Origin of the sequence: Aliisedimentitalea sp. MJ-SS2, from assembly GCF_032586155.1 — a bacterium.
Taxonomy (GTDB): domain Bacteria; phylum Pseudomonadota; class Alphaproteobacteria; order Rhodobacterales; family Rhodobacteraceae; genus JAWHTC01.
In genome coordinates this window covers 722,455-744,434 of sequence record NZ_JAWHTC010000001.1, presented here as the reverse complement: position 1 = coordinate 744,434, position 21,980 = coordinate 722,455, and the positions used below count along the sequence as shown (strand labels likewise).

At 58.7% G+C, this 21,980-nt stretch carries 19 protein-coding genes and 1 pseudogene; 7 read left to right on the top strand and 13 right to left on the bottom strand.

Going from position 1 to position 21,980, the window contains the following annotated elements:
* Window positions 1–21: 21 nt before the first annotated feature.
* Entirely contained in the window at window positions 22–582 is a 561-nt protein-coding gene (gene ilvN, locus RXV86_RS03570) for an acetolactate synthase small subunit (RefSeq protein ID WP_316297518.1), read from the top strand.
* A gap of 116 nt (window positions 583–698) precedes the next feature.
* Here the strand turns inward: ilvN and RXV86_RS03565 are convergent, their stop codons facing one another.
* Window positions 699–1,058 (bottom strand): hypothetical protein, encoded by a 360-nt coding sequence (locus RXV86_RS03565; protein WP_316297517.1) that lies wholly within the window; start codon window positions 1,056–1,058, stop codon window positions 699–701.
* Window positions 1,059–1,307: 249 nt separating this feature from the next.
* Here RXV86_RS03565 and RXV86_RS03560 point away from each other — a divergent pair, with 249 nt between their 5' ends.
* Window positions 1,308–2,111, top strand: coding sequence for a helix-turn-helix transcriptional regulator (locus RXV86_RS03560; RefSeq protein ID WP_316297515.1), 804 nt, complete (start codon window positions 1,308–1,310; stop codon window positions 2,109–2,111).
* Between the two features lie 6 nt (window positions 2,112–2,117).
* Here the strand turns inward: RXV86_RS03560 and RXV86_RS03555 are convergent, their stop codons facing one another.
* The 6 genes from RXV86_RS03555 to RXV86_RS03530 form a co-directional block, all read right to left on the bottom strand.
* Window positions 2,118–2,891 (bottom strand): DUF2189 domain-containing protein, encoded by a 774-nt coding sequence (locus RXV86_RS03555; RefSeq protein ID WP_316297513.1) that lies wholly within the window; start codon window positions 2,889–2,891, stop codon window positions 2,118–2,120.
* A gap of 55 nt (window positions 2,892–2,946) precedes the next feature.
* On the bottom strand, window positions 2,947–4,368 hold the full coding sequence (locus RXV86_RS03550; protein WP_316297511.1) for an amidase: 1,422 nt from the start codon (window positions 4,366–4,368) through the stop codon (window positions 2,947–2,949).
* Between the two features lie 64 nt (window positions 4,369–4,432).
* Window positions 4,433–5,560, bottom strand: a complete 1,128-nt coding sequence (gene prfB, locus RXV86_RS03545; RefSeq protein ID WP_316297510.1) for a peptide chain release factor 2 — start codon at window positions 5,558–5,560, stop codon at window positions 4,433–4,435.
* Window positions 5,561–5,660: 100 nt separating this feature from the next.
* Window positions 5,661–8,174, bottom strand: coding sequence for a PBP1A family penicillin-binding protein (locus RXV86_RS03540; protein ID WP_316297509.1), 2,514 nt, complete (start codon window positions 8,172–8,174; stop codon window positions 5,661–5,663).
* Between the two features lie 105 nt (window positions 8,175–8,279).
* Entirely contained in the window at window positions 8,280–9,494 is a 1,215-nt protein-coding gene (locus RXV86_RS03535) for an N-acetylmuramoyl-L-alanine amidase (protein ID WP_316297508.1), read from the bottom strand.
* 81 nt (window positions 9,495–9,575) lie between these two features.
* Entirely contained in the window at window positions 9,576–10,721 is a 1,146-nt protein-coding gene (locus RXV86_RS03530) for an aminotransferase class I/II-fold pyridoxal phosphate-dependent enzyme (RefSeq protein ID WP_316297507.1), read from the bottom strand.
* Window positions 10,722–10,790: 69 nt separating this feature from the next.
* Between RXV86_RS03530 and RXV86_RS03525 the strand changes: the two genes are divergently transcribed.
* From RXV86_RS03525 to RXV86_RS03515, 3 genes are read left to right on the top strand one after another with little or no spacing between them, the layout of a single operon-like run.
* The gene (locus RXV86_RS03525; protein WP_316297505.1) at window positions 10,791–12,113 is read left to right on the top strand and encodes a M48 family metalloprotease; all 1,323 of its coding nucleotides are present in this window, start codon (window positions 10,791–10,793) and stop codon (window positions 12,111–12,113) included.
* Window positions 12,114–12,128: 15 nt separating this feature from the next.
* Window positions 12,129–12,878 (top strand): DsbA family protein, encoded by a 750-nt coding sequence (locus tag RXV86_RS03520; protein WP_316297503.1) that lies wholly within the window; start codon window positions 12,129–12,131, stop codon window positions 12,876–12,878.
* Between the two features lie 23 nt (window positions 12,879–12,901).
* Complete coding sequence (locus RXV86_RS03515; protein WP_316297502.1) at window positions 12,902–13,405, top strand: thioredoxin family protein; 504 nt, start codon at window positions 12,902–12,904, stop codon at window positions 13,403–13,405.
* On the opposite strand, the gene ispG is transcribed toward RXV86_RS03515, so the two are convergent.
* From ispG to hemA, 3 genes are all read right to left on the bottom strand, one after another.
* Complete coding sequence (ispG, locus tag RXV86_RS03510; protein WP_316297501.1) at window positions 13,406–14,533, bottom strand: flavodoxin-dependent (E)-4-hydroxy-3-methylbut-2-enyl-diphosphate synthase; 1,128 nt, start codon at window positions 14,531–14,533, stop codon at window positions 13,406–13,408. It abuts the gene before it with no gap.
* A 75-nt stretch (window positions 14,534–14,608) separates the two neighbouring features.
* Window positions 14,609–15,841: a RodZ domain-containing protein gene (locus tag RXV86_RS03505; protein ID WP_316297499.1), complete on the bottom strand. Its 1,233-nt coding sequence runs from the start codon at window positions 15,839–15,841 to the stop codon at window positions 14,609–14,611.
* A gap of 78 nt (window positions 15,842–15,919) precedes the next feature.
* A complete protein-coding gene (hemA, locus tag RXV86_RS03500; protein ID WP_316297498.1) occupies window positions 15,920–17,143 on the bottom strand; it encodes a 5-aminolevulinate synthase in 1,224 nt (407 codons plus the stop codon).
* 259 nt (window positions 17,144–17,402) lie between these two features.
* Here hemA and RXV86_RS03495 point away from each other — a divergent pair, with 259 nt between their 5' ends.
* Window positions 17,403–18,776: a M20/M25/M40 family metallo-hydrolase gene (locus RXV86_RS03495; protein ID WP_316297496.1), complete on the top strand. Its 1,374-nt coding sequence runs from the start codon at window positions 17,403–17,405 to the stop codon at window positions 18,774–18,776.
* A 43-nt stretch (window positions 18,777–18,819) separates the two neighbouring features.
* Here RXV86_RS03495 and cysE read toward each other — a convergent pair whose 3' ends face one another.
* Complete coding sequence (gene cysE, locus RXV86_RS03490) at window positions 18,820–19,629, bottom strand: serine O-acetyltransferase (RefSeq protein ID WP_316297495.1); 810 nt, start codon at window positions 19,627–19,629, stop codon at window positions 18,820–18,822.
* A gap of 85 nt (window positions 19,630–19,714) precedes the next feature.
* On the opposite strand from cysE, the gene RXV86_RS03485 reads away from it, so the two are divergent.
* Window positions 19,715–20,053, top strand: coding sequence for a TraR/DksA C4-type zinc finger protein (locus RXV86_RS03485; protein ID WP_316297493.1), 339 nt, complete (start codon window positions 19,715–19,717; stop codon window positions 20,051–20,053).
* Between the two features lie 342 nt (window positions 20,054–20,395).
* On the opposite strand, the pseudogene RXV86_RS03480 reads toward RXV86_RS03485, so the two are convergent.
* Together RXV86_RS03480 and RXV86_RS03475 are read right to left on the bottom strand one after the other, a co-directional pair.
* Window positions 20,396–20,593: pseudogene (locus RXV86_RS03480) on the bottom strand (phage portal protein); the annotation flags it as partial.
* Window positions 20,594–20,711: 118 nt separating this feature from the next.
* On the bottom strand, window positions 20,712–21,971 hold the full coding sequence (locus RXV86_RS03475; protein ID WP_316298436.1) for a terminase family protein: 1,260 nt from the start codon (window positions 21,969–21,971) through the stop codon (window positions 20,712–20,714).
* Window positions 21,972–21,980 lie beyond the last annotated feature (9 nt).

Here is a 21,980-nt window from a genome sequence, read left to right as displayed (position 1 = left end):
CGTGAATAAGGAATTGTTCATATGTCAGCACTAAAAATCAAAAAAGGCTCGACAAAACACTCGGCCTACAACCTACGCCCCTCGTTCAGCGATGTGAGCGAAAGCCACACTATCGCCGTTGTGGTTGACAACGAACCTGGTGTTCTCGCCCGCGTGATCGGGCTGTTTTCCGGGCGTGGCTACAATATTGAAAGCCTGACCGTGGCAGAGGTGGATCACACCGGCCACACCAGCCGGATCACCATCGTCACCAATGGCACCCCGCAGGTGATTGAGCAGATCAAAGCCCAGCTCGGGCGCATCGTGCCGGTGCACGAGGTTCATGATCTGACGGTTGAAGGTGCCGCAGTCGAGCGCGAACTGGCCCTGATCAAGGTCCAGGGCGAAGGTGACAAACGGGTCGAAGCGCTGCGCCTAGCGGACATTTTCCGTGCTAATGTGGTTGACAGCACGTTGGAAAGCTTTGTCTTCGAGATCACTGGAGCGCCCGAAAAAATCGATGCCTTTGCGGAATTGATGCGCCCATTGGGTCTTATTGAAGTGGCGCGCACCGGCGTTGCGGCCCTGTCGCGCGGCGTTTGAGTTAAAAAAACAACGCGTTTCGCCCTGTCTGTTAACCAGGCTCGGGCGAAGCGCCGGAACCCAACAATACTACATCGCCAAAGTGGTGCCCCCTCGTCCGGCGCAACGCCGAACAGTCAGGAGGCTTTACGCTTGGTTCCGAAGTGTGGGTCAAATTGCACAACGTTGCCGTTGCCGCGCGCCTCCCGGCGTGAAATCTCCGTCACAGCAGTTTGCGGCGTACCCGGGGTGCGTTTCGACGCCAGGCTTTCGGCAAGTCCTGGATAATGTTGTTCGGCCACCAATTGCGGATTGGTCACCACACGCATATCTCGCCCCTCCGAAAGTTTGAATCGGACCAAGTCTCCGGCGTCCAAACCACCGCCGTCAAACACGTTCTCGCCCGCGCCACTATAAAACGCCAGATCGCCGTGATCCTCGCACCAGATCACGGCCTTGTGATCATCCTTGCTACTCCAAAGTACAACTCCAAACATTCCGCGCCCCGCAGTTATTAATCCTTCCGTGCACGTGATTTTTCTTAAATTACTATAGGTTGCAAACCACTAATAAAGTGTCGCGCCTGCTCAATAATGTGACACATCGACAGAAAAATGACGTTATTCAGCGTCACCATCGACGCACAAATGCGTCACCTTTTTGATATTCTCTGTTAGGATGAGGGGAGAATCGGCCAAAAGAAAAACCAAATAGCCGAAAAAATACAGGGAGTCACAGTGTCTGGGATGAACACGCCGACCCAAATGGATCCAGCCGAACTTCGGAGCATTTTCGGCGCCAATCTGCGTCAGTTGTCGGGGCAATACCCGTCGATCGCCGGATTATGCCGCAAGCTTGGAATCAATCGAACTCAATACAACCGCTACTTGTCCGGTGAAAGTTTTCCACGGCCAGATGTGCTGCACAGAATTTGTCTATTCTTCGACGTGGACGCGCGCATTCTACTCGAGCCGGTTGAGGCCATCGAACTCCGGCAAACCGATTTGCTAAGCCATCCTGCGGTCTCCGAATTCCTGGGTCATGGGTCGATCGAGGTAACTGAGGAAGAGTTCCCTTCGGGGTTCTATCGATTTAGCCGCCCCAGCTTTGTCAATGACCAGATGTTCGTCGTTGGATTGGTTTATGTTTTTCGGCGGGATGGTTTCTGTTTCATTCGTGGCTATGAACCGAAAGAGGCGATGCGCCAGCAGGGCCTGAAAACCGATGCACGCAGCCGCGAGTTCCGCGGTGTGGTTCTGCGCCAGGAACAAGGAGTTGCCGCACTGGTAGCGCGCCATAGGGCGTTAACCTGCTCATTCAACTTCCTGTCCCGAGTGTCATCCTATGACAACAACTTCTGGGAAGGCTACGCCACCCGAACCGTCCGTGAAAGCTTGAACGGGCGACGCGCGGCACGCATGGTTTACGAGCACATCCACAATAGTCTGTCCGCTGTACGCCAGACTGCCCGTCATGGCGGCATGGTACACCGGGAAGACCTTCACCCCTTCCACGCGAAGCTGTTAAACTTGGACGTGCCGTTCAGGTAGGAGGCGTTATTCGCGGATGGCGATCTGATCGTATAGATGCCAACTGGCATGGCCCAAGAGCGGCAACGCAAGGTACAGTCCCAAAAAGGCGGGGATCATGGCAATGAAGGTCAACAGCGAGATGATCAGCGCCCAGAAGATCATCGGCACCGGGTTCTTCATAACCGTCTGGAAACTAGTGATCATTGCGGTCACGAAATCCACTTCACGATCATGCAAAAGCGGCATGGATATCACCGTGATCATGAACAGAAGCATGGCAAATGCCGCGCCCACGATCGTGCCCACCGCCAGCATCATCAGACCATCCGTCGTCGTGTAGATTTCGTATGAACTGGACACGTTGGTCATCGTCGACAGCCCTAGGAACAGGGCAAAGATCATGTGCGCGATGAAGAACCAGAAAAGGAACACCATGATAATGATGGCACATAGCGACGGCAACTGACGTTTGCCTTGCCGGATCACAACCCCACAGACAAAGGCCGGGTCAAGCTTTTCGCCCTTTTCCAGACACCGCGACACTTCGTAGAATCCGCAGGCAGCAAAGGGACCTACCAGAGGAAAACCCACGGCGGCAAAGATCAGCCAATAGGTCTGACCTGTGAGCCAGGTGACATAGGCCAATACAAGGCCGATTGCGACATAGGCACTGGCAAACATAAAACTGTAAAGGGGTGATCGAACCATGTCGGCCCATCCCCGTTTCAACGCTTCGACCAGCATGGGAAACCTGATGGCCCGGAGTTCGGGCACACCATGTTCGAGCGTTTCCTCCATGTCTCCTCCCTAGAATACTGTTTTTTAGGAATGAGACAGTGTTTTCGCTAACAATTCAAGCGTCGTGAAGGATCGATGGTCGCCTTGCAGCGAAATCGGTGGCTTCGTGCCAAGCCTGGCCGATCTGCAGCATCTTGCTGTCGCTACCGCGCGGGCCGAAAACCTGAAGCCCGGCAGGCAGGCCATTGGGGCCAAACCCGGCGGGCACGCTAAGACACGGCAACCCAAGCAGGCTGACCGGAATCACGACTTCCATCCAGCGGTGATACGTGTCCATCTTGCGGCCTGCGACCTCTTCCGGGAAGCGCTTCTCCTGGGCAAAAGGCCAGACCTGCGTTGTAGGCAGCAAAAGCGCGTCGTAGGTAGCAAAAAGCTCATTCACGCGGGTGAACCACTGCGAGCGGATCAGGCTGGCCTGATGTACGTCCTTGGCCGACAGGCTCAAGCCGCGCTCGATTTCCCAGATCGATTCCGGTTTGAGCTCGTCCCGCATCGCAGGCGAAGCATAAAGCACATCCGCGCTGCCCGAGACCGCCCACGAGCGCAGCTTGATCCAGGAATCCCAGATGAGCGCCGCATCAAACGGAGGATCGACAAGTTCGACTTCAATGCCAAGATCGTCAAAGATATTCAGCGCCGCCTCGCTGGTGTCGAGGAGATCTTCCTCCATTGGATAGGCCCCGCCCCAATCCCGCAGCCAACCGACCCGCATGCCATTGACGGGTGCACCGATCAGCGGCGACACGGCATCATAGCTACAACCATGCGGCTGGCGTTTGTCAGGACCCGATTGCACGTCCAAAAGCGCAGCTACATCCCGCGGACTACGCGCCATCGGGCCAAGGGTTGCCAATTGATGCAGGAACATTTCGCCCTTAGGTTCGCTTGGCACGCGCGCCCAAGAGGGGCGGAGGCCGTAGACGTTGTTCCAGGCCGCCGGATTGCGCAGGCTGCCCATCATGTCGGATCCGTCGGCGATAGAGACCATACGCGCAGCCAGTGCCGCAGCTGCGCCCCCCGAAGACCCACCTGCGGAAACCGACAAATCATAGGGGTTGCGGGTGGTGCCATAAAGTTCATTGAAGGAATGCGACCCAAGGCCCAGTTGCGGCACGTTGGTCTTGCCGATGAAGATCGCACCGGCGGCGCGCATCCGTGCCACCATGATCTCATCTTCTTCCGCAATCGCATTTGCCAGCGCGGGCACGCCCAGCGTCGTTGGAAGGCCTTTGACATTGGCCAGGTCCTTGACTGCGATGGGCAGGCCATGCATCCAACCTTTACGGGGGGCGGCATCGGCGGCGCGAGCCTCGGCCAACAGCTCGTCTCGGTCGCGCAGAGCGACGACGGCGTTGACGTCCCCGTTTACCGCCTCGATCCGATCCAGCGTCAGCTTCATCAGCTCTTCGACGCTGATCTCGCCCGCTTCCAACGCCGCGCTTTGGTCCAACGCCTCTTTTTCTAGAAAATCGCTCATTGCTCCCTCCCCGCACGTCTCGCTCAGGCTATTCTCCCCAACACCCAATGCAAGATAGATTTGATCATTCGTCGCCCTGTGCTTCGGCCCGGCTCTTGCCGCTCACGTTCAAGGCCAACGTCGCCGCCATGAACCCGTCCAGATCACCGTCGAGAACCCCCTTGGTGTCCGAGGTTTCGTGGTTGGTACGCAGGTCCTTGACCATCTGGTAGGGCTGCAGAACATATGAGCGGATCTGATTGCCCCAGCCGGCATCGCCTGCGCTTTCATGGATGTCGTTCACCAACGCCGAACGCTTGTCTAATTCCATCTGATAGAGCCGCGATTTCAGCGCTTTCATGGCTATGTCGCGGTTCTGGTGCTGGGACTTTTCCGAACTGGTCACCACGATACCCGTGGGGTGGTGAGTGATGCGCACCGCCGAGTCGGTGGTGTTGACGTGTTGCCCGCCAGCGCCGGACGACCGGTAGGTGTCGATGCGGATATCGGCCGGATTGACCTCGATCTCGATATTGTCGTCTACCACCGGATAAACCTTGACCGACGTAAAGCTGGTATGACGCTTGGCGGCACTGTCAAAGGGTGAAATCCGCACCAGCCGGTGCACGCCGCTTTCCGATTTCAGCCACCCATAAGCATTGTGACCGGAGATCTTGTACGTCGCGGACTTTATGCCCGCCTCCTCTCCGGGCGATGTCGATTGCAACTCGACCTTGTAACCCTTCTTCTCGGCCCAGCGGACATACATCCTTGCCAGCATCGAAGCCCAGTCGCAGCTTTCCGTGCCACCCGCACCCGAGTTGATTTCAAGGAACGTGTCGTTGGCGTCAGCCTCACCGTCCAGAAGCGCTTCGAGCTCCTTCTCGGCAGCCCTGATCGCCAGCGCCTTGATCGCTGCCACGGCTTCAGCCACGACCTCTTCGTCCTCTTCCATCTCACCCAGTTCAATGAGCTCAACATTGTCATCAAGATCCCGGCGAATAGATTTATAGGTCTCAAGCGCGTCGACCAGCATCTGCCGCTCGCGCATCAACTTTTGCGCGTTTTTCGGATCGTCCCACAGGGTTGGGTCCTCAACACGAGCGTTGAATTCCTCCAACCGATGTTCAACGGTTTCCCAATCCATCCGCTGTTGCAGAAGGCCCAGGGATTTCTCGATCTCGTCAACAGAGTTTTGGGTTTCGGCGCGCATGGTCGTCTTTCCGGCTTTTCGGGTTGAACCCGGGTGATAAACCAGCCACGCCGCAGCGGCAAGCCGTAGGGTGGGCTCCAACCCACCTTCTCGAACCTGATCAGTAGAGCCCGCCGGAACTCAGCGTGCCGAAACTTGCCTTGGGACCGACCACGGCCTTCTTACCGGTCGAAGTGGTAACCTGTTTACCACCATCGGTTGCCTCCTGGAACAGCGGAAGGTTCGAGCCCATGGCAAAGCCGCCGTCAAAGGTGATACCAAAAATCGGCTCTTCGCCTTCGCGGAAACACTCCGAAACAACGTTTGCACCACCGGCATCATCACCAAGCCGCGCACCGCTGAAACGGTCGATCTTCAAGAACATGCACTCTTCGGGCACGCGGAATTTGCCACCGCCGTATTTCTTGGTCGCCTTTGACATGAAGCGTTGAAACACCGGGCCGCACATACCGCCGCCCGAAGCTCCCCGCCCCATCGATTTCGGCGTGTCATAGCCGATATAGCAACCTGCTACGATGTTCGAAGTAAAGCCGATGAACCACACGTCCTTGGCGTCGTTGGTGGTGCCGGTTTTGCCCGCCACAGGCACCGGCAGATTGACCGATTTCGCCGCTGTGCCACGGTCGACAACGCCCTGCATCATCGAGGTCAGCTGGTACGCCGTGACCGCGTTCATGACCCGCTCTCGGTCCGAGGTGATGTCCGGGCTCCTATCGCGCGGGATCGTCGGGTTGTCACAATTCGGGCATTCCCGGTTGTCATGGCGGTATACTGTCTTGCCATAGCGGTTTTGCACCCGGTCGACCAAAGTGGGTTCTACCCGTTGGCCACCATTGGCAAACATAGCATAGGCCGCAACCATCTTGAAGAGCGTGGTTTCCTCCGAACCCAACGCGTTGGCCAGGAACTGTCCCATACGTTCGTAAACGCCAAAGCGTTCGGCGTAATCGGCGACAACATCCATGCCAACCTCTTCCGCCAAACGGATGGTCATCAGGTTCCGCGACTTCTCGATCCCCGTGCGCAAAGGGGTCGGGCCATAGAATTGGTGCGAAGCGTTTTTAGGACGCCAGACCCCTTGCGGTGTGTTGATCTCGATCGGGGCGTCCACGACGATCGTCGCGGGTGTATAGCCGCTGTCCAGCGCTGAGGCATAGACGAAGGGTTTGAAGGACGAACCGGGTTGCCGCCGCGCCTGGGTCGCTCGGTTGAAGACCGAGTTCTGATACGAAAACCCACCCTGCATCGCGATCACGCGGCCCGAATTGACGTCCATGGCCACAAAGCCGCCTTGTACCTCGGGCACCTGCCGCAGGGTCCAGCGGATGAAGTCACCCTCACCGTTTTTACCCGACGTCATGTGGCGTACATGGACCACGTCACCTGGTTTGAAGTTGTCGTGGAAACTACCCTTCATCCAGGCGATGTCCTTGCGCGGCACCACCGGCTCTGGCTCGCCCTCCTGCCAGCCTTCGATACCAAGACCAAGCTGTTGATCCCCGACCGACAGCACGACTGCAGGGAACCACTGCGATTCCAGCGCAATGTCGCGCGACACCTTAACCTCGGCCAGCGCCTCTCGCCAATTGTCCAATTGATCACTCGGAATGGTCTTACCAGTGCCAAGCCAGAGGCCCGTGCCACGGTCGTATTGCTCCAGTTGACGCTGCAACGAAGCCGCCGCGAGTTTCTGCATCTCGGGATCGATGGTGGCGCGCACGCTCATCCCGCCGGAAAAGAACTCTTCCTCACCGAAATTCCGGCTCAGCTGACGGCGGATTTCATCGGTGAAATAATCGCGCGGCGGCAGGGCCGTTTTGAAGCTCTCATAATCACCGTTCTGCACCGTCTTCAGCGGCAATTCACGCTCGGCCTGATAAACCGTCTGGGTGATATACCCGTTCTCCATCATCTCCTTCAGTACGAAATTACGCCGTGACATCAGGCGTTCTTTCTTGCGAACCGGATGGAATTGCGACGGCGCCTTGGGCAGCGAGGCCAGCGTTGCCGCCTCGTGCGGGGCCAGTTCCGAGAGGGTCTTGTTGAAATAGGTCTGCGCCGCAGCGGCCACGCCATAGGAATTCTGACCGAGGAAAATCTCGTTCATGTAAAGCTCAAGAATCTGGTCCTTGCTCAGGGTTTCCTCAAGCCGTGTGGCCAGGATGATTTCCTTGATCTTGCGCTCGATCCGGCGGTCACCGGAAAGAAGGAAGTTCTTCATCACCTGCTGGGTGATTGTCGAGGCCCCGCGCACGTTGCCCCCGCGCGAACGCACCGCCTCGAGTATGGCCGAGAGGATGCCGCGCATGTCATAGCCGCCATGGCTGTAGAAATTCTTGTCTTCGGCGCTGATGAAGGCCTGTTTGACCAGGTCGGGAATATCCTCGGCCGGTACGAACAGACGTCGCTCACGGGCAAATTCATCGATGATCCGACCCTCGCCGGAGTAAATCCGGCTGATCGTCGGCGGGGTGTACTGCGCAAGGCTCTCGTGGCTGGGCAGATCGCGACCATAGACCCAGAACACTGCGCCAATCGCCAGGGCAATCATCATCAACCCCAGCGTCACCATGCTGAAAAGACCGCCCAAGGATGAAAGGATGAATCGGATCACGCGCGTCCCCTGCCGCTTCTGTCGCTTATATAGGTATCGTAACCCCTGCCGTCAAAACACAAACCCGCGCAGTATTGGCTGGATTCCGCCATCCACAGCTTCTTTTCACTGTCGCACCAGATCGCGGGCGGCCTGATCTGATATGATCCAGGCCTGAATCGCATCACGCAGTGCCTCGGCCGCGCGCCTCCGCCACAGCGGGTCGGTCAAATTCTTGAGATCGCGATCACTGGAAATGAACCCGATCTCGAGCAAAACCGACGGGATGTCAGCCGCCTTCAACACCGAAAACGCTGCGGTGCGATGCGGTCGGCGGTTGAGTGGAACTTCCGCAGCATCCAGACCTTCCACCATCGCTTTGGCAAGCGCCAAGGTTCTGGGGCGCGTCTCAAGCCGCGCCAGGTCAAACAGGATATCGGCAATAACGTCATCACTGCCGGTGAGATCGACCCCGGCCAGCATGTCGGCCCGGTTGTGGCGCTCGGCCAGCAACGCACTGGCCTCATCGCTGGCCTCCTTGTCGAGCGTGTAGATGGCTGCGCCGTGGGCACGCCCCTCGCTCAGAGTGTCGGCGTGCAGAGACAGGAAGATGTCAGCGCCTGCCTGATGGGCAATCGCAACCCGCCTTTCAAGCGAGACAAAGCTATCATCCTCGCGGGTCAACATCACATCGATACCGTCAACCCGGAGAAGGGCGTCGCGCAGATCGAAGGCAAAAAGCAGCATCAGGTTCTTTTCTTGCTCACCGTTCCGTTCTGCGCCGGGATCGATCCCCCCATGACCCGGGTCGATCAGAACCCGCAGACGGTCGTCATCCTCGCGCGGGACATAGGTCACCGTTGGCGGCCCGGCCCAATCGGGCATCAACGGTGGCGACGAGGCCGCCTTGAACTCGTCGGCCGTGGCGCGGGCGAGGAACAGCTCGAATTTGGCTTTGCCCGTTTCATCGTCAACCCGCAGGTCTACCGTATCGATGACCATTGGGCGGGCAAGGTCGATCACCATTCGTGACCAACCCGGGCGGAATCCGCCAAAACGCACCTCGACAACCCCTTCGGCCGCAGCCAATGCCTCGGCATCCAGACCGGTCCAGTCCACTTCGGCGAAATCAAGGATCAGCCGATCCGGCTCACCAAGGGTGAACACCCGGTGCGGCACGCCCTGACTTAGCCCCAGGCGCAACACGGCCCCACCACGCTGATCCTCGATCCGACTGTGTGTCGGGTCGACCTTGGCCAATCCCGAAAACCCTTGCGCCCCCACAAAGGTAGCCCACAGGCACAGGGCAAGTGCCGAAACGATCCTGATTAATCCGCTCATATCCTCGCCATACAGGCTGTTTGCACCACTTTATCCGATCAACACTGGATTGAAAATCAACCCCGTGCCAACCAGCGGAAATCATCCGCGTAACGCCATGAAGCCCTTCAACCTTCTCAGCCCTTCGCGGATATCCTCGGTTGCGCGGGCATAAGAAAACCGCAACGTACCGCCGCCACGTTCCGGGTCGAAATCCAGTCCTGGTGTGACCGCGACCCCGGCTTTTTCCAGAATTTCGGCGGCAAATCCTAAACTGTCGTCGGTGATGTCTGACACATCTGCATAGACATAGAACGCCCCATCTGGTGGCGCGATCTTGTCAAACCCGGCCTTGGGCAGGCCTTCTAACATCAAGGCACGATTTTCGCGATAGACATCAAGGTTCCGCTGAAGTTCCTCGTCACAGTCCATCGCCGCAAGTGCCGCCACCTGCGAGGCGTGCGGCGCACAGATGAACATGTTCTGGGCCAGCCGCTCGATCAACCTGACGTGATCCTCGGGCACCACCATCCAGCCCACGCGCCAGCCTGTCATCGAGTAATACTTCGAGAATGAGTTGATCACATAGGTCTCGTCAGTGATTTCCAGCGCGGTCACGGCCTTTTTTTCGTATTCGATACCGTGGTAAATCTCGTCACTGATGAAGGCCGCGCCTTTCGCGTGACAGGCCTCGATCAGGCCCGTCATGGCCGCGCGATCCAGCATCGTACCGGATGGATTCGCAGGTGAGGCCACCATCAGCCCCTGCAGATCGAGCCCCTCGATATCCTTCGGTACCGGTTGCAGGCGGTTTTCCGCCCGGGTCGCAATACCGACCGGTTCGATATCAAGCGCCCGGAGAATCTGCCGATAGGACGGGTATCCCGGCTCACCTATGCCCACCCGGTCCCCGGCATCAAACAGCGCGGTAAAGGCCAGGATGAAGGCCCCGGACGAGCCCGGCGTGACGATGACCCGCTCGGGGTTCAGATCAACATTGTGCCGTTCTCCATAGGACTTGGCGATCCGCGACCGCAATTCTGGCAGGCCCAGCGCCACGGAATAACCAAGAGATTCCGCCTCCATTGCTCGCGACAATGCTGAACGTGCGCCCTCTGGGGCCGGTGTACTGGGCTGGCCCACCTCCATGTGGATGACGTGGTGCCCGGCCTCTTCGGCTTTGCGGGCAGCTTCCATGACATCCATCACAATAAAGGGATCAACCGCGCCGCGCCTTGAGTTCCGCATGAATTTGTTCCTATCAATGCCCACTGGCCTGTTTCTAAGGCTTTACACAGGGATCGGAGCCTGCCGTCAATGCAGCGTGTTCTCAGCCTTCTCGTCACCGTGGCTTTTTTCACGGTTACCACCCTGCCCGCGCAGGCCGTCACATTGCTGCGCGACCCTGATATCGAACATGCGCTAAAACAACTGGCGAAACCGGTGCTGACTGCCGCCGGTCTGTCACCGTCAAGGGTCAAGATACTGATAATCGATGATCGTACCTTGAATGCCTTCGTCATCGACAGCCGTCACATATTCCTGCACTCGGGCCTGGTGACCAAGGTCAAGACCGCCGCCGAATTGCAGGCTGTTATCGCCCATGAGGCGGCTCATATCGCCAATGGTCACATTGCGCGTCGCATGGTGAATGCTCGCAGTGCCAAGACCGTTGCTGGAATCGGCATGGCCCTGGCAGCCGCCGCGATCGCCGGAGGCGCCGACTCCAGCGCCGCAGGCGCGCTCGGCATCGGTATCGCCAGTTCAGCAAGCCGCGCCTTCATGGGGCACACCCGGGCCGAAGAAAGCTCGGCAGACCAATCCGCGCTTCGGTTCATGGTACGAGGTGGTGTCGACCCTCAGGGCGCCGTGCGCCTGATGCAGATATTCTCGGGTCAGGAACTGGTTTCGGCGGCACGGCAAGATCCCTATGCCCGAACCCACCCGTTATCACGTGACCGCTTGCGTCACATCAAGGCGATTGCCGAAGCCTACGAAGGCAGAACCAAAGCGAACCCGAACATGGACTATTGGTTTTCGCGCGCACAAGGCAAACTTTCCGCATTTCAACGCGCTCCGAAATGGACCCGCAAGCGCGCGGCCGAAAGCGCGGGCCAGGATATCCGACTGATGCGCCTTGCCGTCTCATATCACCGCGACAGCAATACCGCCAAGGCGCTCAAGACAATGCAACAGCTTCTGTCGCTCAGGCCGCGTGATCCGTTCTACCATGAGCTTCATGGCCAGATTTTGCTTGAAAGTCGCAACGTGGGCCGAGCGCTGAAGGCTTACAAAACAGCCATATCTCTTGCCCCCAAGGACGCTCTTATTCTGGGCAGCTATGGTCACGCACTTTTGGTCAGCGGAAACGCCAAGGCTGCTCTGCCTATGCTGGAAAAGTCGCGCGCCCGTGACGGTCGTGACGCCCGGGTCTTGCGCGACTTGGCGCAATCCTATGCCAAGCTGAAGAACCCCGGTATGGCATCGCTTGTCACTGCCGAGCGCTACGCACTTCAGGGTAGGATGAAGGATGCGGGCATTCACGCCAAACGCGCCGCGGGCATTTTGCCGCGCGGTTCCACCGGTTGGCAAAGGGCCCAGGATGTGCTCTTAGCCTCAGAAGCCGCGCAAAAGAAATGAATGGAGACGCTTGAAATGAAACGCCATTTTGCCGCCGCTCTTGCCTTGGGACTGGCTTTTGCCGGTCCGGCACAGAGCTTTGACCTCAATGATATGACAGATGCCGAACGGGCGGCGTTCCGCGCCGAGATTCGAGCCTATCTGCTCGATAACCCCGAAGTCATCATGGAAGCGGTTGCCGTATTGGAGCAGCGCGATGCCGCCCAGCAGGCGATTGACGACAAGACGCTTGTGGCCGCCCACGGTCAGGCCCTTTTCAATGACCCGGACAGTTGGGCCGGGGGCAACCTAAATGGCGACATCACCATGGTCGAGTTTGTCGATTACCGCTGTGGCTATTGCCGCAAGGCCCATGACGAGGTCGCCGCGCTGATTTCCCAGGACGGCAATATCCGCATCATCGTCAAGGAATTCCCGATTCTGGGCGAAGACAGCGTCCGATCGTCGCAATTCGCCATCGCCGTGCGCCAAATTGCCGGGGACGACGCCTACAAGTCCGCCTCCGAGGCGTTGATCAAACTCAAGGGCAAGCCCGAGACACCTGTGCTGCACCGCCTCGCCAACACGCTCGGCCTGGACGCCGACGAGGTGATCGCGCGGATGGATTCGGACGAAGTCAACATGGTCATCACCGCCAACCGTTCCCTAGGTCAGCAGATGCAGATCAACGGCACCCCGACATTCGTGATCGGAGACCAGCTGTTGCGTGGCTACTTGCCGCTGGCAAGCATGCAGGGTCTAGTTGCCGACGTTCGGAACCAGTGAGGCCAAGCGCAACACTTGCAGCCTTGGCTATTTGTGGCGCGATCCATGCCAAGGCGGCCGGGGCAGATACCGATTTCACCAAACTGACAGACGTGGAGCGGGCAATTTTCCACGCCGAGATTCGCGCGGTACTGTCCTCTGTTCCGGAACTGCTGGAGCGTCACGAACCGACGCCCTCGCTCTATGAAGACGACATTGCCAGCGATCTGGAGCTGATCCGAAGATGGTCAGGCACCCTGTTCGACGCTACCCTGCCGGGTATCGGCCCTGAGAACGCAGAGCAACGCATCGCGCTATTCATTGGCCCCGGTTGCGCCCACTGTAATCGCGCCAAGCGAGAGCTTGAAGCTTTGTCTTCGCAGTACAATTTCCGCGTTGGTTTTCTGGACACAGACACCCATGCTGAGCTAGCCCGCATCATGGGGGCGGACACTCTTCCCTTCTACGTCTTTCCAAAGATGATGCTGCGCGGCCATATGCCGAAGTCGGTTCTGGAGCGCTATCTCGCGAACCGCACCGGCCAGTGATCAAGCCTCGCTCCCGGCCTTCCCAGCGGCATCGATTTCGGCGGCCCGGTTCTCGACCAGTTCCACAATGTGATCGACCATCTTTTCGTTGTCGAGCTTATGATCCTGCTTGCCTGCCAGATAGACCATGCCTGCGCCAGCCCCGCCGCCGGTGAACCCGACATCGGTCATCAATGCCTCACCCGGACCATTCACCACGCAGCCGATGATCGACAGGCTCATTGGCGTGTGGATATGCGCCAACCGGTTTTCCAGTGTCTCCACCGTCTTGATCACATCGAACCCCTGACGGGCGCAGGACGGGCAGGAAATGATGTTCACCCCGCGATGACGCAGACCAAGGGATTTGAGGATTTCAAACCCGACCTTAACCTCCTCCACCGGGTCCGCGGACAACGACACGCGAAGCGTGTCACCGATCCCGGACCATAGTAGATTGCCCAGGCCAATGGCGCTCTTGATCGTGCCCGACACGAAGCCGCCTGCTTCGGTCACACCGATGTGGAGCGGCGCATCGGTGGCGTCGGCCAGTTGCTGATAGGCGGCGGCGGTCATGAAAACATCTGACGCCTTGAGCGAAATCTTGAACTCGTGGAAATCATGGTCCTGCAGGATACGGATATGGTCGAGTCCACTCTCAACCATCGCCGCCGGGCAAGGTTCGCCATATTTATCAAGCAGATGCTTTTCCAGGCTACCGGCATTGACCCCGATCCGGATCGAGCACTTGTGGTCCCGTGCAGCCGCGATCACCTCACGCACCCGGTCCTCGCTGCCGATATTGCCGGGGTTGATCCGCAGGCAGGCGGCTCCGGCTTCCGCGGCTTCGATGCCGCGGCGATAGTGAAAGTGTATATCAGCAATGATCGGCACCGGGCTTTCCGCCACGATCTCCTTCAGCGCCTTGGACGAGGCCTCGTCGGGGACCGAGACTCGCACCAGGTCGGCACCTGCCTCAGCAGCGGCCTGGATCTGCGCCACGGTGGCAGCCACGTCCGTAGTCGGTGTGTTGGTCATAGTCTGCACGGCAATCGGCGCATCGCCCCCAACCGGAACGTTGCCCACGTAAATCTGGCGGCTTTTACGACGTTCGATATCGCGCCACGGGCGGACGGGGTTATGCGTCATGGACGGTTCTTTCCGGCTGATCACGTTGTCGGGATGTAGATAGACCGCCTTTGTAGGCGCTGCAATGTCAGCCGGTCACTCTTGCGGTGTTTGCAGACCCAATGCCTCAACAACCCGCGACAACTCTGGATCCTGGGAGAAATCGGCAAGCTGGTAGTTTTCGACAAGATCAGCCCGCGCCATAGACAAGTTACGCACTGTTTTTGTGCCCTGCCCGGCCGGACCGTAAAGATCGCCGTCCACCTCGAAATAAATCGACCCTGACATTCCAGCGCGCAGAACCGGTGATTGCGCTCCTGCAGGAACCTCGTATTCCTCTCCTGCATCCAGAGTTTTCTCGAATAGAACTGTACCGTCCGCAGCACTAACCTTTATCCAGGCCGGGCGCACGGCGAACAAAGTCACCCCTTGCGGACGATCGGCAATTACTTGCGGAGTTGCCGGAGCCGAGTCCGCTGCGGCCATCTGCGGCGCAGGCGTGGCTTCTTCGCGTGCAAAGGTCCCGATCGAGGACGGGTCGAGCGTCGAGATCGGCGCATCACGCGCCACCAGCACCGGCTCGTCCAGAGCTTGCGGGCGATAGAGCCGATCCAGCGCATCAGCGGGAGGTGAAAACACACCCATAGCTGTGCTTGCGGCAGAAGAATCCGGCTGTGCAGGGGCAACGGATGCCAGCGGATCTAGTTCGGCCAGAACGGTCGGTGTATGTTCAACCGGGGCGACCTGGACACGCTGCACCTCATTCAGGACTGTCCAACCACCAAAGCCCAGCGCGCCGATTAGGGCACAGAGCACAATCAGCGAGCCGACGGCGCGCGGATCAATCCGCGACAGGATACCATCAGCGGCCGATACATATCCCAGTCCGCCACTTATCAGCGGGTCTTGCTCGGCCCGGCCAAGGCCGCTGCCACGGATATCATCCTCGGGCTTGCGGATTGTCGAAGCAGCGGCTGACATGCCGTGGGCCGTCGAGAACCCGCTTTCTGCACAGAAAGCAGCAAAGGCCTTATCCGGGTCCATGCCCAGATAACGCGCATAAGAGCGTACATAACCGGCAATGAAGCCCGGTGTATCAAAGGCGGAGGGGTCGGCGTTTTCGATGGCGGCGATATAAGCGGCTTTGATCCGCAGATCACGCTGAACATCAAGTAGCGATTTGCCCAACGTGGCACGTTCGCCGCGCATCACATCGCCAAGGCGCAGGTCGAAATCGTCGAACCATTTCGGTTCAACGGTTTCGGTCGTCGCTTCGCGCTTGCATTTGCGCCCGATCATCACCCTGCCCCATTCAAAACCGAATCGCACCTCATCCCTAGGGCGACTCGTGATTTCTCATGGCATATCCATAGCATAAAGCAAGTGCCTGTGGATATCTCCACCCGATCAGGCGGTCATTTCGGCACGATTCAGCGCACAATGCGACCACAGCTCGTCCATGGCCCTGACCAGCTTGTCCATCTCGTCGGGTCCGTGCACTGGAGATGGGGTAAAGCGAAGACGCTCGGTGCCGCGCGGCACGGTCGGGAAATTGATCGGTTGAACATAAATACCATAGTTCTCAAGCAGCATGTCGCTGAGCTTCTTGGTATGCACTGGATCGCCCACAATCACCGGCACGATATGCGAACCGTGGTCGATGATCGGCAAGCCCAGACCCTTGAGGCGAGTTTTGAGGATCTTTGCCTGCTCCTGGTGCTTTTCACGCAGGGCCTGATCCGATTTCAAGTGTTTCACGCTGGCTGTAGCACCCGCCGCAATAGCCGGAGCAAGCGAGGTCGAGAAGATGAAGCCAGGAGCATAGGAGCGGATTGCATCCACCATCTTGGCCGAAGCGGCGATATAGCCGCCCATGACGCCATAGGCCTTGGCCAGGGTGCCATTGATGATGTCGAGACGGTGCATCAGGCGGTCACGTTCGGCAATTCCTGCCCCGCGCGGGCCATACATGCCCACCGCGTGAACTTCGTCGATATAGGTCAGTGCATTGAACTCATCCGCCAGATCGCAGATTTCCTCGATAGGGCCGAAATCACCGTCCATAGAATAAACCGATTCAAAGGCTATCAGCTTGGGTGCCGCGGGATCGTCGGCCTCGAGCAACTCGCGCAGATGTTCAACATCGTTGTGACGGAAGATACGCTTGTTGCCGCCGTTGCGGCGCACCCCTTCGATCATCGAGGCATGGTTCAACGCATCCGAATAGATAATCAGGCCGGGGAACAGTTTGGGCAGGGTCGAAAGCGTCGCATCATTGGCGATATAGGCAGAGGTAAAGATCAACGCCGCCTCTTTGCCGTGCAGATCGGCCAGTTCGGCCTCGAGCCGCTTGTGATAGACGGTAGTGCCGGAAATGTTGCGAGTCCCGCCCGAACCGGCGCCAGTGGCATCGATGGCTTCGTGCATCGCGGCAATCACCGTCGGGTGCTGCCCCATGCCAAGGTAATCGTTGCCGCACCAAACGGTGATCGGCTGCTCACTGCCGTCCGGACGCCGCCACATGGCATGCGGGAAGTTGCCTTTTTCGCGTTCAATATCAATGAAAGTCCGATAACGACCTTCTTCGTGCAATTGATTGATCGCTTTGTCCAACTGAGCCGTATAGTCCACGCGACATCCCCTTCAAGTCATGTTTTTTAGCAAGCGGTTTGTCAGGCCCCACCAAAAAAGGGCCTCACGCCCTGTTCGCATATTCCGACTGGTATATCCCAGCCGATTCCTTGAGAACAGGTTACAATTTGCCGCGACCTGGATAATTGACCGATATCAAGGTTTTTTCATTCTCACGGCTTTTTCCGTTCCGCGACGGTCTGCTGGACACCGATATTCCCACTGATACAGTCCGGCTGACACCGAACCGGAGCCCTCCATGACACTTGACCCCGTTCTTTCCCGCCTCGATTCCGATCTGTCGGCCGCCACGAACCGACTTTTTGATCTTCTTCGCATCCCATCTGTTTCGACCGACCCGGCCTACAAGGCCGATTGCGATGCCGCCGCCGATTGGCTTGTGGCGGATCTGCAGAGTCTCGGGGTAGATGCCTCGAAACGCCCGACCGCCGGACACCCAATGGTGGTGGGCCATGTCGAAGGCGACGGGCCGCACCTGCTGTTTTACGGCCATTACGATGTGCAGCCGGTGGACCCGCTGGACCTGTGGGACCGTGATCCGTTTGACCCCGCGCTGGAAGAGACCGATCAGGGCACAGTGATCCGTGGACGCGGCAGTTCAGATGACAAGGGGCAGTTGATGACCTTTGTCGAGGCCTGCCGGGCGTGGACAGCCGAGCATGGCAGCCTGCCGTGCCGCATCACCTTCCTCTTCGAAGGCGAGGAGGAATCCGGGTCCCCTTCCCTTGTGCCATTCCTCGAGGAAAACGCCGAAGAATTGACCGCTGACATCGCCTTAATCTGCGACACAGGCCTGTTTGAGAGCAAGGTGCCGGCGATCACCACCATGCTACGCGGGCTTCTGGGTGAAGATTTCACCATCACCGGCCCGTCTCGGGATCTCCATTCGGGCATGTATGGCGGTCTGGCGATGAACCCCATTCGAGTTTTGTCAAACATCCTGGCCGGGCTTCAGGATGACACCGGGCGGATCACCCTGCCTGGCTTCTACGATGGTGTGCCGGAACTGTCCGACGCGATCAGGGCCCAATGGCAAGGTCTGAATTTCGATCACGAGACATTTCTCGGCGATGTCGGATTGAAAGAACCGGCGGGCGAGCAGGACCGCACACCGCTGGAACAGATCTGGTCGCGCCCAACCTGTGATGTGAACGGGATTTGGGGCGGCTATACTGGCGATGGTTTCAAGACCGTTCTGCCCAGCGAGGCCAGTGCCAAGCTCAGCTTCCGGCTGGTCGGCACGCAGGACCCGGATGCGATCCGCAAATCCTTCCGCACCTACCTTGAAAGCAAGCTGCCGGATGGATTCACGGTGGATTATCGTACCGAAAAGGGATCCGCCGCGTCGCAAATGTCTGTGGAAAACCCGGCATTTGAAAAAGCTCTGAACGCTCTCTCAGACGAATGGCCTGACAAGGCGGCCTATATCGGCTGCGGCGGATCGATCCCGATTGCCGGATATTTCAAGGAACTTCTAGGGATGGATTCGATGCTAATCGGCTTTGGCCGCGACGATGACCAGATTCATTCACCGAACGAGAAATACAACATGGAAAGCTTCCACAAGGGCATGCGTAGCTGGGCGCGCATCCTTGACGCGCTCACGACGTAAAAGGCGCTCAAAAGAACGCCCTTCTTCACTTTATCCCAGTGGCTTAAGGGCCACTCTTCAAAACTTGGTCCATGGTGATCGCCGGCTGATCGCAGCCGGCCTCGCCCACGATCCGTGCCGGCACCCCGGCCACGGTCTTCTGAGCGGGCACCTCGGTCAGCACTACCGAACCAGCTGCAATGCGCGAGCAATTGCCCACCTTGATATTGCCCAGAACCTTGGCTCCGGCGCCGATCAGAACGCCATTCCCAATTTTGGGATGCCGGTCTTCGTCTTCCTTACCGGTCCCGCCCAAAGTAACCGAATGCAATAGCGAGACATTGTCCCCCACCACCGCCGTTTCGCCGATCACAATGGAATGGGCATGGTCGATCATCAGCCCCTTGCCGATCTTGGCGGCGGGGTGAATGTCGATGCTAAATACCTCGGACACACGCATTTGGAGGAAATACGCCAGGTCCTTGCGCCCTGTGTTCCACAGCCAATGCGCCACGCGATAGGCTTGCACCGCTTGGAAGCCTTTGAAAAACAAAAGCGGTTGCAGGAAGCGATGGCACGCAGGATCACGATCAAACACCGCGGCGATATCCGCGCGCGCCGCCAGTTCCAGCGAAGGATCGGAATCATGCGCCTCGTCACAGATTTCCCGGATCAACTGCTCGGGCATGTCCCCCGAGGCCAGTTTCATCGAAATCCGATAGGACAAGGCGCGTTTAAGCGAGCCATGATAGAGCACACTGGAATGAATCAGCCCGCCCAGAAGCGGCTCGTCCTTGACGGCCTTCTCGGCCTCTTCGACCAGTTGGGCCCAGACCGGATCAAGCTCGGCCAGATTTTTGCGCGTTTCAGCCATTTGCATTCACCCTCTTTGGCGGTCACTCTACCCTAGATAGGGGCTTTAGACCAAATGCAAAGCCGTGAACACGGGGATAAGCGATTTGAATAATGCCGAACTCTCACGCTTCCGCCAATTGATCGAGACCCGCCTGGCCGAGTTGAGGAACGAAAACACCTTGGGTCAGGACGGTCAGAAAACGGTCGAACTGGATCAACAGTCCGTCGGGCGGTTGTCACGGATGGACGCGCTTCAGAACCAAGCCATGGCCCGGGCAACACAGGCGCGACGCGATGCCGAAGACTCATGCCTGCGGGCTGCACTCACACGGATGGACGAAGACGAATTCGGCTATTGTGAGGATTGCGGTGAAGAAATCGCGCCCGGCAGGCTTGCATTCGATCCAGCCGTGACGCGTTGTATCTCCTGTGCCTCGGGCTAGACCTCAGGCGCTCATACTAAGCGCTGCAATCGCCCCCGGGCCATACAGCGCCGACACCTGCGCCACTTGGATTTCGTAGCCCCCGGCAATGGCGTCCTCGGCCTGCGCTGCGACGGAATATGACCAGTTCGGCATTCCAAGCAGCACCTCACGCAAAACCGCATCACCCTTCACGACCCGGACAACATAGGATTCGCTCTCTTCGCCCAAAGGCACCTCGATCCCCTCCCAGGTATCGCCGCCAATCCGTGTCCGTCTGATCCAGCTGACTGACAACGCTCCGTCGCTTTCTGCCTCCACGCGGACATGGCATGGGCTCAATGGCCGCAGCCCGATCCCCTCAGCCGCCTCGGCGATCATTTTGACCGCACGGAATCCCACAGGATTACCGTTGAACCCGGTCCGGGTCAGCGACACCACATCACGCGGGCTCCAGGCCACGCGGCCCGCCCCGTGATAAGCCATGACACGCCCCGTTGCGCTGGCTTTCTGCTCGGGCACCTGTTGCTCACGCGCCTTGAAGAAATCAAAAACCGCCATCCGCCTCTCCTCGATTTGTCTTGCCTGACCAATGTGTTACACACGGGCCCTCATCTCGTTTCCGGGATCATGTCCGGATCGAGAGGCATCATTGCTTTAAATCTTTAAGAAAAATGAACTAGACCGCGCGCACCTGCGGATGGCGCCATTTTGCAGCTCGTTCGATCATCAGATCGGTCAAGGCCCAGACCAGCGCATCCACCCGGTCGGGGCTGCCCTTGCCTTCGTATCCCTGCACCGTCATGGCACACATCTGGTCCTCCAGTTCGCCAAGCCCGCGCATGTGATGCACCCGTCCCTGTTCATAAAGTGCCGCCACCGGTTCGGCCCGCGCCGACTTGCCCCTCGCGGCATGCACCTTCTTGAGCGGCACCAGCGGGTCAACCTGCCGGATCACGCTCTCTACCAGATCACCGCCCTGGTTCACCTCGGCCACCAGACGCTCGGCGCCGAATTGTTCCATTGCCGCAATTGCTGCCTTGGCCCAGGTCGCAGGGGTCGCCGCGCTGACGCTGGCATCATCCAGCACATAGGCCTTCCAGTTCTGCACTGGCCCGCGCGTCACCGCGCCCACCACCACGATCCCACATTCGTCGCTACCCGCGTGGCCCGTCACTGGCGGGTCCACCGCCACCACGATCCGGTCCAACTCGGGCGGTGCCTCCACCCGCGCCGACTCCAATGCCGGGGCCGTCCACAGCGCCCCTTCCACATCTTCCAGCAAGACCCCTTCCAATTCCTGCCGCCCCAGCCGCGTGCCCGCGTAACGTGCCTTGACCTCATCGAGGAACCCGGCCGCCAGGTTGGCGGCATTGGCCTCGGTCGGCGCTGACGTGATTGCCGTCGACGGCATCTTCAAAATGTCCTTCAAAACCCTGACGTTGCGCGGCGTTGTCGTGACGCAAACCCGTGGATTATCCCCCAACCGCAAGCCAAATTGCAGCATGTCCCAGATCTCGCGCGCCTTCTTCCACTTGGCCAGCTCATCAACCCAGGCCCCGTCAAACTGTGGTCCGCGCAACCCTTCCGGATCATGCGCGGAAAACACATGCGCCACCGCCCCGTTGGGCCAAATCAGACGTTTACGCCCGGCCTGCCACTCGGGGCGCCGGTCGGGCGGCGAACAGGCCAGGATGCCGCTTTCACCAAACACCATCACCTCACGAACCTGATCCACCGTCTCGCCGATCAATGCCAGCCGATGACACACCCCCTTGTCCTGCGGTCGCGCGCCTTCCACTTGCGCGCGCACCCATTCCGCCCCGGCCCGGGTCTTGCCCGCCCCGCGTCCACCCATGATTACCCATGTTCGCCAATCGCCCTCAGGCGGCAATTGATGCTCCATCGCCCAGAATTCGAACAAAAAAGGCAGAGCTATTGGCTCTGC